The following is a 14,811-nucleotide window of genomic DNA, read 5'->3' on the forward strand; positions in this document are numbered from 1 at the left end:
TGCATTTGTAAGTGATTATAATGCAGCGAAACAACATTCTAATCAATTGTTTTCATGAAACCGATACAACTCATTGGTCAACAGATGCGGTTTTTTTAAATATTTATGTATGGCATTTTTATTATTGTACCGATAAATAATTTTTATGAGCGGTAAATAGTACTTACCAAAGGTGGTGAAATAAAGCCTGTTGAGCCAACGCAGGTATTTCTCCCAATTTATTCCGTTCCTCCGGAATGTAAGGCGGATAACGTCATTCATATCCATGTCAAAAAAGTTTTTTGGCGGTCTTGGCGGCACGCCTTCGATCGGATAATATTCCTGAAGAAAAGGAATCAGCCTGAGTTTTCTCATAAGGACAAACCGTTCATAGTCTTCACTCAGGCGTGTATCAAAACCATACATTGCAATTACCGTAACCCTGTCTTCTCCAAAACTTTTTAAAATATCTTTCCTGTCTAAAAAATGTTTGACAGCCTTAACACTATTGCAGCTAAAGTAAAACATGGGTTTTGTAAATTTAGAGTTTCGTGAATCGATCTTATACAGAAGTTGAGCAATATGTTCATCTACATATTGTATATCAAGAGATTGGCTGAAATTAACGGCATATTTTTTGTTGATTATTTCGTAGAGTATGTCTTCAGAGCGTGGATATGTTAGCAGGTTATCGTCAAGCAGCATTATATTCCGTTGCCCGGAGGGAACGAAGTCTTCGAACGAAGACGTCTTTTTGATTTTCCCTTCTTTTTTTGGAACGAGACAAAACGCACACCTTTTACTGCAACCCCTTGTTAAAAAACCAATCGCATATGCCGTATGATTGTACAATTTGTAATCGGGAAAGCAGGATTCAATTTGCGGTGGCAAACGCGTATTGAGACATATTCCGGAACCGCCAATATCTATGTTATTGTGGTATATCTTTTTCAGAGTAGCAACTTTTTCATGTGAGGATTTGATGGAAAAGACCGTGCTGGCGTAATATCTGTCGGCCTTACTAAATCCAATATCTCCGGATAAAGCAACGCGATACCCTTGCTTTTTATAGAAGGCGCTGATCTTCATGAGCGCAAGGTTGGGTATGGTACTGTCTATATCGTAAAGGACAATGCTGTTTTTCAATCTACCTATGACCTGATTCGTTCAATTTAGCCAATACGTTTATGGTTACATCAAGCATAACAGCATTCCCTTATGCATAATAACATTGTCTTAGTTGTACTTCTGCCTCATTGCTGCAGAAATTTCACCCGTTAATTTCATTACCTTTTCAGCCTCTTCTATCGTTAATGTTCCGGCGCCGCAGCTTGGCGTCACCATTGACCGCTCTTTAATCAACGTTTTCGATAATCCCTTATTGACGAGAAATTGAATCCCTTCCTCCAATCTTTTTACCAGATCATCCAATGATACGTCCGCTATCTTTGCTGACGTAGGAACAATTCCCCATGCCAGATAACCGCCTCTTTCCATAAATGCAATTATTTCACGCCAATACATCAGGTACTTATCCATAAACTCATACGCATCAAAACTTACAATATCAACATTCGATTCCATAAGCATTGCCCAGTCGGTATTGCCGCAGCAATGAGAGCCTGTTAAGCCGCCGCGAGATTGAATACCTTCATATACCTCATTTAGAGCGCCAATGACTCTCTCCCGGCTGATATTCATAAATGAAGATCCGAAGCTGGTTAAATACGGTTCATCAACAAACATTAACACCGGAAGTTTATATCGGGCTAATTTAGTAAATTGCCAGTATGCCTTCATTGACAACAATTTAACAATCACATCAAAGAATTCGTCGCTATAAAGCGCCAAAATGCCGGAAGCAAGTTTCAGAGAACCTGCCAAGGTAACAGGACCTACAACCTGCCCTTTTACAGCACGAAGAGACGCCGGAAGCGATTGGTCAAGACGCTCCAGCATAGCATAAAATCCCACAGAACACGCCCTGTTTATTTGAAACAAATCAGGATCGTTTTTTAAATACGCCTCATAGAATTTTTCCAACCCGGATGCCGTATCGTTCGTGTCATCAATACTTACCGTCTTTTTTTCTGCATCTATTTTAATGCACGGAAGCCCTTCTGTATATTGAATACACATATCTTCCCTGCGGTCATATTTGGGCAACTGGACCCAGCATGGAATTTCACGGAGCGTTTCAAACATAAGGTTGGTGGCGCATTCAATATCAACATGGGGAAGACTTCCAATTGCGGTTGCCGCAAAGTTGGCGTTAAAGGTATTTGGCATCGTTTTTAATCCCTCTTTCTACAAAATAAGGTAAAAATAGTTAGTCTAACCTGACATGGCCAGAACAGATAGGTAGGGTGAGCGGCATGGACAAGCAGAGTTTATCCATGCCGCCCACCCTTGCAATGAATTTTATTTAAAATGTGCAAATCCTTAGCATTCATCCATCTTTCGAAAACCTCAATTGTTGTAACAATTTAGTTCTTTGAAAAAGTAGGGGCGAAGCATTTGCCCGTTTGGGTATGAATGCATTTATGACAATTTACAGCAAATGCTTCGCCCCTACGCTATGCGGCAAACATCGATATTATTAGAGTTTTTCAAAAAACTAAATTATTACTATCTATTTGACTATAAATATTTTGCCCAAAAATGCAAAGAAATTACTTTTAAGGTACTGACTCTTAAATTCCATTAAATTGCGGTGAGAAAACTACGCTATTGAAACCATGGGAAGAAGTATGCCAACTGTTTTTAGGGCAGGGTGTTTCTCTTTATGCCTTAATTTGTCCTTGACTTTTATTCCTAAAACGTTTAGTTTTTAAAAAAAAATTTAAAGAGGAAAAAAATATTGGCACAAAGTAATTGGCAGGAATTCTCAAAAGGTCTTTTTAAGTATAACGCATTGTTTGTGTTGGTGTTAGGTATTTGTCCCAGCCTGGCAGTAACAACTTCATTAAAGAATGGTGTATCAATGGGGGGCGCTGCGACCTTTGTTCTTGTGTCTTCCAATTTTATCATCTCTCTCATCCGCCCGTATGTCCCCCGCGAGATTAGAATCCCTTGCTTTATTGTTGTTATTGCTTCGTTTGTAACGATTGTTGAATTAATGATGAAGGCGTATTTGCCAACAGAGATAAACGCCTCGTTGGGAATATTTATTCCTCTTATCGTAGTCAATTGCATTATTTTGTATCGTGCGGAGGCCTTTGCTTATAAAAATAAACCCTTTGTTTCCATATTAGATGGTTTGGGTATCGGTTTGGGATGGACTTTATCCCTCTGCCTTGTTTCCGGTGTGCGTGAAATGCTTGGAGCGGGCACTCTTTTTGGATTAAAACTGTCCGAGCGCTATGAGCCTGCTTCTATAATGATTATGGCGCCGGGCGCGTTTATTATTACAGGTCTTCTCATGGGTTTATTCAACTGGAGAAAGCAACTAAAGATTGAAAAGTCGATGAAGGCTTATCAGAAAAATGATTAAAGAGTTAGCGATAATAATTGTTAGTGTTGTTTTTGTAAATAATTTTGTCCTGGCAAAATTCCTGGGGCTCTGCCCATTCCTTGGTGTTTCTCAAAAGACCTCCTCGGCGCTTGGCATGGGCGCCGCCGTAACGTTTGTAATGACGCTTGCTTCCGCCATTACGTGGATTTTATACAATTATATTCTGTTGCCGGGTGATGCGAACCTCGTGGGTATGGTTTTCCCTTCTATTGGGGAAACAGGGCTTATTGAGGTGTTAAAGACGATCAGCTACATACTTGTGATTGCAACGCTCGTACAGTTAGTTGAAATGATGCTTCGCAAGATGGTTCCTGCGTTGTACGACAGTCTGGGCGTCTTTTTGCCGCTTATTACCACAAACTGCGCCGTGTTGGGTGTGGCGCTTTTAAACACTACGGATTCTCCGCAGCATTTAGGGTTTATAGAAGCAATCGTTCAGGGCTTTGGTGCGGGTATCGGTTTTACGGTAGCCATATTACTAATGTCTGGTATCAGGGAGCGCCTGGCGTTGCTTAGCATACCAAAACCTTTACAGGGGCTTCCCATTGCGTTTATATGCACAGGCCTTATGGCATTGGCTTTTTTCGGATTTTCAGGGATGGTACCATAGATATGCGTCACGTTATTTCTGTGTTAGTAGAGAACAAAGTTGGGGTTCTTGCCCGGATTACCGGCTTAATCAGCGGCAGGGGATTTAACATCGATAGCCTTGCCGTGGGCGAGACCGAAAATCCCGATCTTTCCAGGATTACGATAGTTGTCAGGGGAGATGACGCTATTCTGGAGCAGGTAAGAAAACAGATCAACAAACTTATTGACGTTATTAAGATCACCGATTTTACCAATGAAGAGTTTGTCGAACGGGATTTAATGTTGCTGAAGATAAATTGTCCTATCGGGAAACGCGGCGAGATTATAGAGATTGTGAATATTTTCAGAGGAAAGATTGTAGATGTTGGCCTGAGAGATCTCGTTATCGAGATTGCCGGAATAGAGGATAAGATTGAAGCAATGCTGGCGTTATTGCGTCCTTATGGAATAAAAGAACTGGTGAGAACGGGGAGCATTGCTATCACAAGGGGAGCACGGTAAAAGATCAAGCGTGATTGGTATTGTTTGACTGAAAGACAAAAGGAAGGGTTATGATAAAAATATATTATGAAAAAGATGCTGATATCAGCGTTTTAAAAGGAAAGAAGATCGCCGTCATAGGCTATGGCAGTCAGGGACACGCTCAGGCGCAAAACCTCAGGGAATCCGGTATGGAGGTAATTGTTTCTACCAGAGAAGGTACGGCTAACTATCGGTTGGCCGTTAAGCATGGGTTTAAGCCGGTGAGTGCGGAGGCAGCGGCAAAAGAGGGCGATTTTATCCAGATACTTCTTCCTGATGAATCCCAAAGGGCTATTTACGAAACGCAAATCAAGCCTCACGTTACGAAAGGAAAGACATTATGTTTTTCCCACGGGTTTAACATTCATTTTGGACAGGTAGTTCCTTCCGGCGATGTAGACGTAATTATGGTAGCGCCGAAGGGGCCAGGCCATCTGGTTCGCTCTGAATTTGAAAAAGGCGGCGGAGTTCCCTGTCTTATGGCAATCCATCAGGATGTTACGGGAAAAGCAAAGGAAAAGGCATTGGCATATGCGCATGGGGTTGGTGGCACAAGAGGAGGGGTGATAGAAACTACCTTTGCCGAGGAGACGGAAACCGACCTGTTCGGCGAACAGGCGGTACTATGTGGTGGGGTATCTGCATTAGTAAAGGCAGGGTTTGAGACCCTCGTTGAGGCTGGTTACAAACCGGAGCTGGCTTATTTTGAATGCATGCACGAACTTAAACTGATAGTGGATCTTTTCTATCAGGGCGGCCTTAGTTATATGCGGTATTCGGTAAGCAATACTGCAGAATACGGTGATTTGACCCGTGGCCCCCGCATCATTACAGAAGAAACAAAAAAAGAAATGAAACGTATATTAGGCGAAATACAGTCGGGGCAATTTGCCAAAGAGTGGATATTGGAAAATCAGGCTGGTCGTCCAAGTTTTAACGCCCTGGAAAAGAAGGATAGAGAACACCAGCTTGAAAAAGTTGGCAGAGAATTGCGAAAAATGATGAAATGGATAAACGTTAAAGAGGTTACATAATGGTTTTTGAATAGGAGAAATAAATGTTAAAGTGCCGTAGCAAGGTTTTGGGATTTGTCTTATGTGGAATAGCAAGCATCTGTTTTAGCTATTCCGCCATGGCGTCAAAAGAGAAAGAAGCGACTGCCCCAAAGCAACAAGAAAAAACAACGGAAGCAAAACAGATAGGTGATTCAAAGAAGGTGGTTGCGACTATCAATGGTGAAAGCATTACGAAGGCAGAGGTGGAACGAGTGCTGGAGAGATTTAAGAATCAGCTACCTCCGGACAGAATTGCTTCTGTTGAAAAACAGATAATTGATGGCTTGGTGGCACAGAAGTTGTTTTTGCAATTTATTAAGAAGAATAAGATTGCAATAGGCGATGATGCGCTGAAGACGGAATTGGATAAAGTTCGTGAGGATATAAAACTGAATCCGGGGTTGCAAGGAAAGTCACTGGAAGAAGTGTTGGAATCACATGGTAGCAATATCGAAGACTTAAAGAGGGATATTACAATTTCTTTGTCTTTGGAAAAATACTTTGCTGATACCGTAAGCGATGCAAAAGTAAAAGACTATTTTGAAAAAAACAGACAGATATATGATGGCACTGAGGTTCAGGCCAGCCATATTTTAGTAGATACGCGTAACCTGCAGGGTGAAGAAGATCTGGCAAAGGCAAAGCAAAAGATAGAAAAGGTAAAAGCTGAGATCGCTGAAGGGAAAAAAGACTTTGCCAAGCTTGCCGAAGAATATTCTGATTGTCCGTCCTCGAAAAAAGGCGGAGATCTTGGCTATTTTGTAAGAAAGGGCCAGATGGTGGAACCATTTGCGGAGGCGGCTTTTGCTTTAAAAGTGGGAGAGGTGAGCGATGTTGTAACGACCCAGTTTGGATATCATATCATAAAGGTTACTGATATCAAAAAGGGCGGGGAAATTGATTTTAATGAATTAAAACCTGAAATTAAACTGGACATATTAAAACAAAATGCCGATTCCCTGCTGGACAGATTAAAGCAGCAGGCAAAGATTGAAATCAAGTAACATACGTAAACAGTAAAATATTTTCGATGCATTTTGGAGGTCTTTTAAACAAAAAGCTTCCCTTCCGGCAATTAAATGAATAGGAAGGGAAGCTTTTTTTATCTGTAAACAGTCTTAAAGTGTCTTTTAAAGCACAAGGGGAAAACAATAAATCAGGCTGCCCTTGGCACCTACTTTATGCTGCTGCTGCTGCTGTTGATGTTAATGTAGAGACGCATGCAATGCGTATCTACAAAAATATTGAAATTTCTAAACTGGCATAGCCAGAACCAAACAAACAGGAAATAAAAAATACGAAATTCGAAGTACGAAATCCAAAACAAATTCCAAAATCCTCCCCCATCACCCCTTCCAAGGCTAATCTTTACCCACAAATTTCAAGAGCACCGTAGTTGTACGGCCAATTGAGCTGAAGGCTAAGTGGTGTAAAGTTCGTAAGCAACTTCAATATCAGCCAAACGTGACATGCCTCGCCAAAGTACTTCACTTCCGGGATGGCCATCACCACGGCGACCCAGATGACCGCCAAGTTTACCTAAAAGCCGCACGGCATCATTGAGGCTTGGAGGTAAATCAGGAGGCTCCTTGACCTTGTTCGCAAAAGTTGTCAATGCTTTCCATTCAGAATCGCTGAAGTAGACAGTACAAGGGACATCAGGTGTTTCTTGTCCTAAAGTAGTCAGGTAATGGATACGCCAAGCTATAATCATATCAATGGCCAAAGCGTTGCACAGACGACGGGCACTCTCCAACTGCCGGGACTCGACACGACAACCGCTCTTGATAATACGATGATAACACTCAATACCCCATCGGCGAGCATACCATTCCAAACGTTCGTAAGCATCTTTTTCTTGCTTAACCGCAACTGTGGTTAACAGCATCCATTCTAACCCATCAATTCCTATAGGCGGATTGACTTCCTGCGCCAGCACCGCCCACACCCTGACCGCAGGCATATTCTTTTTTAGCATAGGTGGGCGCAGCGTAACAGGCATCGTTCGTACCATAAGTATTGCCTGACGTGCGGAGCGTTTCTCACTCGGAGGTATCAATATTTCGCGGGTACCTATAACCGGTTGCTGTTCCAGTTTAGTCCACAAAAACTCGCATGATTCTTTATCATCAACAACCTTTCTATTGCGCGAACGTTCTGCGCGGATCAGCAACTGAGCGCCATCAGGCGTATTATACTGCTCAGCGAATACCTCGTGAATATCGGCCTCACGATCTGCCACAACCACCAGTAAAGATTTGTTTCGACAGCGTTTCTGTACTTGCGATACTGCATGGTAACTCTCCACCCATTTCCAGCTTTCCTTCTCTTCGATAGGCTTCTTGTGTCGTTTATGTTTGCTGCCTATTCCGTCCCGCGCCCAGCATTGCACATTCAGAAGTCCCAAGGGTGTACCACTTTCAGTAAACGCCATCGTATCATGCACCATCAGTCCACGAACTTTTTCACTCTTAGTACCTATCGGTCCTAACCCCTGCGTATTCGGATGTGTGCTATAATTCAGAGTCGTAGTATCTTGCGCTACCAAAACCAAACTATTCTCCTTCACACGCTCTTCCGTGGCCTCATAATGAGCTTGCAATATCGCCTTCCAATCTACATTCTCATTGTCAAGGAATCGGTATGCAGCCTTAGTCGCACTGACTGAGCCGCACGCCTGCGGAATGTTTGCCAAAGGTTTGTCATAAAACATACCTGTCATTTCTAAAAGTCTTGAGGTCAATCGTGCATCGCCCAATTTTGTTCCTCCAAGTTCCGCTTCTATCCAATCCCGAGGCTCTTTTTGTGCCACTCTTTGGCGAACATGTACTTTGCCATCGGCACAACAACACAACACCGCCTGCCATTTCTTTTGCAACGGCATAACATAAACGTCTTTGACCGTTGCACCTGTTCCTTTTCGTCCTCGACCTTCCGTGCCTCCTACATACTTCCAGTTAGCTGCCCGATAACAGCTTCCGGAAAACCGTCCTCGTTCCACATAGGTTTCTAAAAGTACAGGACGATATTTATACACTCTTTCCCAATCATCTACCAAACGTGTTTGGCATTTTGCCAATACATGCGATGCCAAACATTTTACTCTTACCGTAGGCGCTATTAAATACCGACTGTTATTGATAACAAACGTATGATTCCGCTTACGTGCTTCCTCCGTCCATCCTATCCACTCGTCGCGACTTTCCACCCGTCTGGCACAGGCACTATAACTTAGCCCTCCTATCCATCCGTAATGTTCACTGCGTACAAGATACCGAAGTTGCGCCCCGCATAGGGGCCCACTTCCAAGATAATGATGCGCTTCTAACATGCTACGCCAAAGTTTCGAATGGAATCTCGTTGTAACCCGTATAATCTCTACGTCACCCAACTCCGCTAGCTCGCATGACACTTCCGCAATCGGAGGCGCCTCCGCAGGTTTATTGACTTTTTGAAATGCATAATGCTTGTTCACCTTTGGAAGATTGATCTCTTTACGACGATCCAATTCCAATAACGCCTTGCGACAACTCATCTCTTGCAAACGGCCCGCTTGATTCCTCCAGTCCATCCATTCGCATACCAGACGCGACAGTTTACGACGCGATAGACAGGGTTCCTTTTGGATAGTTTCTGATAAACGCTTTATTACATCATCTGAAAATATTCGACCTCCTACTCTAAGCATGTACACAGTGTAACATACGGTTAACACGGTGTCCAGCAAAAAATATGGGTCATCCCCAGTTCCAAGGGGGGAGAATGTCCTCCGCTGACGGGGGTGCAGGGGGTGGATTCGTATTTAGCATTTCGGATTCACCATGTAATATTTTGGCCAAAAATGCAAAGATATTACTGATAAGGTACTAATAGAAGCAAGATATTTTAAGTTGATTTTTCATCGTGGCTATAGTATCTTGCCCGGTGAAATTTTTATTAAACACTCTTATAATAAGCAGATGGGACAATGGCAATGCAAATAATACTTTTGACTATGTGAATCACATGTGATATATTCCCGTCTACGTAACCAAATAAAATTCGATAATGATGTGTAATTTTAATGCATTTGCATTGAAAAGGGGAACAAGTCAATGCCAATAAACAAAAAAAAACCAAAAACAGCAAGCATGAAAAAGACTGCAAAAAGTGCCATGAAAGCTACAAAAAAATCTACGGATAAGATTGTTTTGAGTTCTCTTTTTAAAACAATCATCATTGACGGCAAAACGGAGCAGGCGACCAGGCAGATTAGGCGGACGCTCTTTTTTGACCAGGTGGAAGTGTTTCCCTTTACGCAAATTAAAAAAATAGAATTAGTAAAAAATGAGAAAGAATCAATAACAGACAGCTATTTGACATACGCAGTTTTATTGCATCTTAACAACGGAAAAACCATGTTGGTTGATGAACTTGGCGAAACATCCGTCAGAGGAGGTTTCAAAGAAATGAAAAACCTCGGGAAAAAGATCAGCATGATTACAGGCAAAGAATTTATTTTGTGTGACGAGTAACCTATTTCCATCGACAACCTTTACCACAAAGCAGTTGTGGGGGAGTTTCATCATGTTCATTACGAGAAGTTTTTTTGCCGCCATTTTTATGGCGATACTTGTCTCTTCCCGCATCGTAAATGCCTTTGAATCTGAAATGAACGAAGAACAGATTGCTGCGGCGATTGGTTACGGGAAGAAGCATAAAGGTATGGATGTTTTTAAAGGCACTGTGATAAAAAATGCTTGTTTTGGAAAATATCCTGAATTAGATAGTGGATTGATTATGAGTAAATACATTGAACTTGCCATTGTTTCTGCCATGAATGCGGTGAAAGAAAAGGAAACGACCGCCGACGATATAAATGAAATACAATCTGCGGATTTTTTTAAAGTAATTGTACTTGTTTTAGAAGAAGGCATTCAAACTCCAGGAGGCGTGCAGATTACATTAAAACAAGGTTTAAACAACATCTTGCCGCAAAAAACCGAGTTTGGGAGAAAGCATAAGGACGGTAAACAAAGTGTGATAGGGGTCTTTCGGTATGACAAGATAGATACGTATGCAAAAACTGAGGTTATCATAAAAACGAGGGGACGGGAAAAAACCTATAAAATTGATTTTTCTGTTATAAAATGATCAGGGAAGCAGAAGAAATAAAGACATGCCCAAAGCATACCTTTAGAGATAAACTTTTCGATTTTTCCTGCCGTCGCATTGGTTCTCAGCAAACAAAAACTTTATTTAAATTATACGATCTAGCCACCTTCGACCTCTATGGCAAACCAAAAGGGGCAATAGGTGCGATTGATATTACCAACCGTTGTAACTTGCGTTGCAAACACTGTTATTTTTATGCGCATGATTACGCAGAAAAACCGGAGTTGAGTGACGATGAGTGGATTGAAAAACTGGAGGGACTGAAAGAAACAGGTTTCCCCTTTTATCAATGTTCATGGATTGGCGGTGAACCTTTGCTTCGGAAAGATTTGCTGGAGCGCTGCATGAAGTATTTCCGGTCAAATCTGATTGTCACAAACGGAACACTGGAACTTCCCAATTGGCCGGATGTGAATTTTTATATATCGGTTGACGGCAAAAAGGAGACACATGAAGCCATCCGTGGAAATGGTTGTTATGACATAATAAGAAAAAATGCGGGGAGAAACGATTTAAAGATTAGCGTTTCAATGGTAATTAATAAAATGAATTACCGTGAAATTGAATATTTTATTGAGGAATGGAAAGAGGTTGGCGTTCGGGGTTGTTTGTTTCAAATACATACGCCGGTAAAAGGGTTGGCGAACAATGATTTTTGGCCTGGCTGGAAACTGCGGGATGATATAGTAGATACATTGCTTCGATTAAAGGAGGAAAAGTATGGTGATTTTATAGGAATGCCGGTCCATGTGCTTAAGCTTATGAAATCCGACAAATGTAAGGAGGTGACACGGAATTGCATTTTCAAAAAAGTATCGTTTTGTTTTGACCCGCAGGGCCAGATTAAAAAACCTTGTATGTTTGGACAGCAAGCAGACTGTCTGCGGTGTGGCTGTATCCTTCCTTTTCACCTGTGGGCATTGGAAGGTAAGTGGCTTTTAATGAGAGAGCTTATGATATATTTTAAACGCCGAGTGGGTAAAAAAATGCTTCGTTAGCATATCGATACCAAAATAACATAGTAATGATGGTTGTTTTTAATACCTTTACTTTTTATTATTTTGGAATTGCACTATCAGCCGCTTATACAATTCTTACATCCTCATGCCTTATGCCCCTGGCAGTGTGTTGTCTCTATCATAAAACACATATACGAGCACTATTACCAAACCCGAAAATATGAAATTCCAAAAAACGCAATAGTTCCCCCACCCCTAATGGTAAAATCCGAAATGCTAAATACGAAATCCGAAACAAATTACAAATTCTAAATTCATCCCGTTAGATAACATTCAATAATACATCTATTATTTGATAATTCTGTATCTAACGGGGTAAAATTTTCAAATGTTCAAACCCCGGTTTTTTCATTGGGATTTTGTATTTTGCAATTTGTTTCGTATTTCGTACTTATTGTGTTCTTGCCTGTCCATATTAGGATATTAATTATTTATGTCTTATATTAAGAATATTGCAATTCGTTCATTCTTTATTAGCGGCATAATTTTTTTTCTTTTGTGCGGCGTCTATTTCTCGATTCCGGTAATTTTAGAAAAGAAAATTCTCCCTCTTCTTTTTAACAAAGCAGGATTCGTTCAATCAACCGGTAAAATCAGAAAATTTGGCTTTACCGGGTTAGATGTAACTTCGGTTCGATTGGGTAACCCGGAAAATCCCTCCATTTCCCTCGATTCTATCCGCATTGATTATTCTTTAATGGGGCTGGCAAGAAGGCATATTAAAAAAATAATAATCAGCGGGGTGGAGATACGGGCGGAGTTTAAAGACGGCAAAATGGGTATTCCCGGAATAGATTTCGGCAAACTCTTCAGAAATTCCTCAAATACCGGACGGGAACAACAAACGGTTTCACAAAGAATTCCCATTAACATTGGAGAACTAGAAATACGGCATGCCGCAGTTCTTTTGAAATCAGGCGTTGAAGATTTTTATATCCCTTTCAGTATGCGGATATACCCAGTCTTTGAGAATAAGGAAGAACAACCTTCCGGCTACGCAATACAGTACAGATTAGACCCGCAACATGCGAATATCTTCCATGGAGTAAGGATAAAATCCAGGATAAATGGCAGTGCAATGTATAATTTTACGACCTCTGATTTGGCATTGCGGCTTGATCTTACTGATATGGATGTAGTGTATAATGACCTGCAATTTAAAAATACATCGAAAGATGTTCCGTTAATAATAACCATCACAAGAACAAAAAATATCGTTCAAATGCATTTTAACCGGTTTAGTGTTATGTCGCTCCTCCCATTTGAAGTATCAATGAATCCTGATAGTCACCTTACGGTGAATATGGATGAAGACACACTGAATGCCGAAGGGAGCGTGAAGGTGTTTTTAAAGAAAGAATTGATGAACAACGATCCCCATATTGGCCTAAAATTAGGCCAGTCAGCAGAGCTGCCAATTTTTCTTAAAGGAGAAACCCAGGGAAAGCAGTGGCGTTTTTCACTAAACTCTGCCGGGACATCTCACCCTTTGACTTTTTCCCGGGGAACCGAAACAATGACTCTTTTCCCCAAAGAGCTTTCCATACAGGGAGAAGGTCTGAATACCAGCGGTTCTCTGCAATTTGATGCAAACCTCACTCATGTGCGGTATAAGGGGGATAATATGCATATACTGATTCCTCTTGTCTCATTGCAGGGCAGCGGATTGCTAAACTCTACGGAGAGTTCTTCTCTCCGGGCATTTGTGCAAATAACTGATGCGGAATGTGCTTCTCACGATTTTAATGCAAGGAAGATACAGGCGAAGATTCCCATTCAATGGCCATTCCCAGCTTCCGAAGATAACGACAGTATTGCGGAAGATACGAATTACCCCTATGTTGCCATCGATGATATAAACTATGGCGGCATAAACATCGGGTCAATTGTCGCAACGCCCTATCAAAACGGCGCAAACCTTCATTTTACAGGATTGTTTAAGGGCTTACTGTTCCCTGGTTTTAATGTAAATTTTAAGGGTATGGCGGGTCTGAATGATGAGAATACCTTTATTTCCAAGGTAGACTTCAACTCTGCGGAACCGGAAAAGACACTGCAATTTGAATTATCTTCTGTTGCATCGCAATTTAGCGGGATATTTTTTAATGGCATTGCCGACATCCGCGGTAATTGGAGCTTTGATGGAACCAGGGGAACAAGCACGGGCATGGTGTTACTTCGCAATACGAAAATAGATAGTCCTCAAAAAAAGATGACGATAGAAGGAGTGGAACTTCAACTTGCCATGAGCGACCTGTTAAACCTCCGCAGCGATCCTGGACAAGTGCTGAAATTCCAGCGTTTCACGTGGGGAGATATAGAAATAAGCGAAGGCGAGGCGTCGTTTCAAATAGAATCCCCTTCTTCCCTTTTCCTTAAAAAAAGTAGTTTTCTCTGGTGCGGGGGGAATGTCTATACGCATGGCCTGCGCTTAAAACCAGGCAATGATGGATTAGATATTATCTGTTACTGCGACCGGTTGAGACTGGCGACTGTTTTAAAACAGTTTCATCTCGCATCCGCTGAAGGTGAAGGCTCTGTAAATGGTCGTTTGCCTATCAGTTATAAAAATGGAGAGATAAAAATTGCCGATGGTTTTCTTTATTCCACGCCCGGGGAGGGCGGCATTATTCGTTTTAATACAGAAACGCTTATTCCTGGCGCGGCCGGCACACAAAAGGGTATACAAACGGATGTTGCGATGGAAGCCCTTAAGGATTTCCACTATGATTGGGCAAAGCTTTCGTTGTTGAGCAAGGGAGAAGACCTCCACGTTTATTTACAGATGGAGGGAGCGCCTGTTAATTTACTCCCGTTTGCCTACACAAAAAAATCAGGACTGGTGAAAGCAAAAGGAGAACCAAAGGCTCGTTTCCAGAAAATACTCTTTCATTTTAACTTTACATTACCCATTGATGAATTATTACACTATAGCGCAGGCTTGGGGGAATTATTACAATATCAGTAACATATAAAG

13 protein-coding genes are annotated in these 14,811 nt (G+C 41.6%); 10 read left to right on the plus strand and 3 right to left on the minus strand.

Going from position 1 to position 14,811, the window contains the following annotated elements:
• Positions 1-42 precede the first annotated feature (42 nt).
• Both KSMBR1_RS12025 and KSMBR1_RS12030 read right to left on the minus strand, forming a co-directional pair.
• The gene (locus tag KSMBR1_RS12025; RefSeq protein WP_099325547.1) at positions 43-1,125 is read right to left on the minus strand and encodes a radical SAM protein; all 1,083 of its coding nucleotides are present in this window, start codon (positions 1,123-1,125) and stop codon (positions 43-45) included.
• A gap of 90 nt (positions 1,126-1,215) precedes the next feature.
• Complete coding sequence (locus tag KSMBR1_RS12030) at positions 1,216-2,268, minus strand: uroporphyrinogen decarboxylase/cobalamine-independent methonine synthase family protein (RefSeq protein ID WP_099325548.1); 1,053 nt, start codon at positions 2,266-2,268, stop codon at positions 1,216-1,218.
• Positions 2,269-2,839: 571 nt separating this feature from the next.
• Between KSMBR1_RS12030 and rsxE the strand changes: the two genes are divergently transcribed.
• From rsxE to KSMBR1_RS21050, 6 genes are all read left to right on the plus strand, one after another.
• Complete coding sequence (gene rsxE / locus KSMBR1_RS12035) at positions 2,840-3,472, plus strand: electron transport complex subunit RsxE (RefSeq protein WP_230407997.1); 633 nt, start codon at positions 2,840-2,842, stop codon at positions 3,470-3,472.
• Positions 3,465-4,103 (plus strand): electron transport complex protein RnfA, encoded by a 639-nt coding sequence (locus tag KSMBR1_RS12040; RefSeq protein ID WP_099325550.1) that lies wholly within the window; start codon positions 3,465-3,467, stop codon positions 4,101-4,103. The genes rsxE and KSMBR1_RS12040 overlap by 8 nt, the downstream gene beginning before the upstream one ends.
• 2 nt (positions 4,104-4,105) lie before the next feature.
• Positions 4,106-4,585, plus strand: a complete 480-nt coding sequence (ilvN, locus tag KSMBR1_RS12045; RefSeq protein ID WP_099325551.1) for an acetolactate synthase small subunit — start codon at positions 4,106-4,108, stop codon at positions 4,583-4,585.
• Positions 4,586-4,635: 50 nt separating this feature from the next.
• Positions 4,636-5,640, plus strand: coding sequence for a ketol-acid reductoisomerase (gene ilvC, locus KSMBR1_RS12050; RefSeq protein WP_099325552.1), 1,005 nt, complete (start codon positions 4,636-4,638; stop codon positions 5,638-5,640).
• A gap of 23 nt (positions 5,641-5,663) precedes the next feature.
• A complete protein-coding gene (locus KSMBR1_RS12055) occupies positions 5,664-6,665 on the plus strand; it encodes a peptidylprolyl isomerase (protein WP_099325553.1) in 1,002 nt (333 codons plus the stop codon).
• A 119-nt stretch (positions 6,666-6,784) separates the two neighbouring features.
• Positions 6,785-6,928: a hypothetical protein gene (locus tag KSMBR1_RS21050; protein WP_157820560.1), complete on the plus strand. Its 144-nt coding sequence runs from the start codon at positions 6,785-6,787 to the stop codon at positions 6,926-6,928.
• A 153-nt stretch (positions 6,929-7,081) separates the two neighbouring features.
• On the opposite strand, the gene KSMBR1_RS12060 is transcribed toward KSMBR1_RS21050, so the two are convergent.
• Positions 7,082-9,349 (minus strand): IS4 family transposase, encoded by a 2,268-nt coding sequence (locus KSMBR1_RS12060; RefSeq protein ID WP_099325554.1) that lies wholly within the window; start codon positions 9,347-9,349, stop codon positions 7,082-7,084.
• 406 nt (positions 9,350-9,755) lie between these two features.
• Here KSMBR1_RS12060 and KSMBR1_RS12065 point away from each other — a divergent pair, with 406 nt between their 5' ends.
• From KSMBR1_RS12065 to KSMBR1_RS12080, 4 genes are all read left to right on the plus strand, one after another.
• On the plus strand, positions 9,756-10,175 hold the full coding sequence (locus KSMBR1_RS12065) for a hypothetical protein (RefSeq protein ID WP_099325555.1): 420 nt from the start codon (positions 9,756-9,758) through the stop codon (positions 10,173-10,175).
• Positions 10,176-10,227: 52 nt separating this feature from the next.
• On the plus strand, positions 10,228-10,794 hold the full coding sequence (locus KSMBR1_RS12070) for a hypothetical protein (RefSeq protein ID WP_099325556.1): 567 nt from the start codon (positions 10,228-10,230) through the stop codon (positions 10,792-10,794).
• The gene (locus KSMBR1_RS12075; protein WP_099325557.1) at positions 10,791-11,813 is read left to right on the plus strand and encodes a radical SAM protein; all 1,023 of its coding nucleotides are present in this window, start codon (positions 10,791-10,793) and stop codon (positions 11,811-11,813) included. Before KSMBR1_RS12070 ends, KSMBR1_RS12075 begins: the two co-directional genes overlap by 4 nt.
• 454 nt (positions 11,814-12,267) lie before the next feature.
• A complete protein-coding gene (locus KSMBR1_RS12080; protein ID WP_099325558.1) occupies positions 12,268-14,802 on the plus strand; it encodes an intermembrane phospholipid transport protein YdbH family protein in 2,535 nt (844 codons plus the stop codon).
• The last annotated feature ends 9 nt before the right edge of the window (positions 14,803-14,811 follow it).

This window comes from Candidatus Kuenenia stuttgartiensis (assembly GCF_900232105.1).
GTDB classification, from domain to species: domain Bacteria; phylum Planctomycetota; class Brocadiia; order Brocadiales; family Brocadiaceae; genus Kuenenia; species Kuenenia stuttgartiensis_A.

Excerpts from the sequence above, each read along its gene's own strand:
- KSMBR1_RS12075 (WP_099325557.1), top strand. The coding sequence starts at position 10,791 with ATGATCAGGGAAGCAGAAGAAATAAAGACATGCCCAAAGCATACCTTT.
- KSMBR1_RS12055 (WP_099325553.1), top strand. The coding sequence starts at position 5,664 with ATGTTAAAGTGCCGTAGCAAGGTTTTGGGATTTGTCTTATGTGGAATA.
- KSMBR1_RS12060 (WP_099325554.1), bottom strand. The coding sequence starts at position 9,349 with ATGCTTAGAGTAGGAGGTCGAATATTTTCAGATGATGTAATAAAGCGT.
- KSMBR1_RS12080 (WP_099325558.1), top strand. The coding sequence starts at position 12,268 with ATGTCTTATATTAAGAATATTGCAATTCGTTCATTCTTTATTAGCGGC.
- ilvC (WP_099325552.1), top strand. The coding sequence starts at position 4,636 with ATGATAAAAATATATTATGAAAAAGATGCTGATATCAGCGTTTTAAAA.
- KSMBR1_RS12030 (WP_099325548.1), bottom strand. The coding sequence starts at position 2,268 with ATGCCAAATACCTTTAACGCCAACTTTGCGGCAACCGCAATTGGAAGT.
- KSMBR1_RS12070 (WP_099325556.1), top strand. The coding sequence starts at position 10,228 with ATGTTCATTACGAGAAGTTTTTTTGCCGCCATTTTTATGGCGATACTT.
- ilvN (WP_099325551.1), top strand. The coding sequence starts at position 4,106 with ATGCGTCACGTTATTTCTGTGTTAGTAGAGAACAAAGTTGGGGTTCTT.
- KSMBR1_RS12065 (WP_099325555.1), top strand. The coding sequence starts at position 9,756 with ATGCCAATAAACAAAAAAAAACCAAAAACAGCAAGCATGAAAAAGACT.
- KSMBR1_RS12040 (WP_099325550.1), top strand. The coding sequence starts at position 3,465 with ATGATTAAAGAGTTAGCGATAATAATTGTTAGTGTTGTTTTTGTAAAT.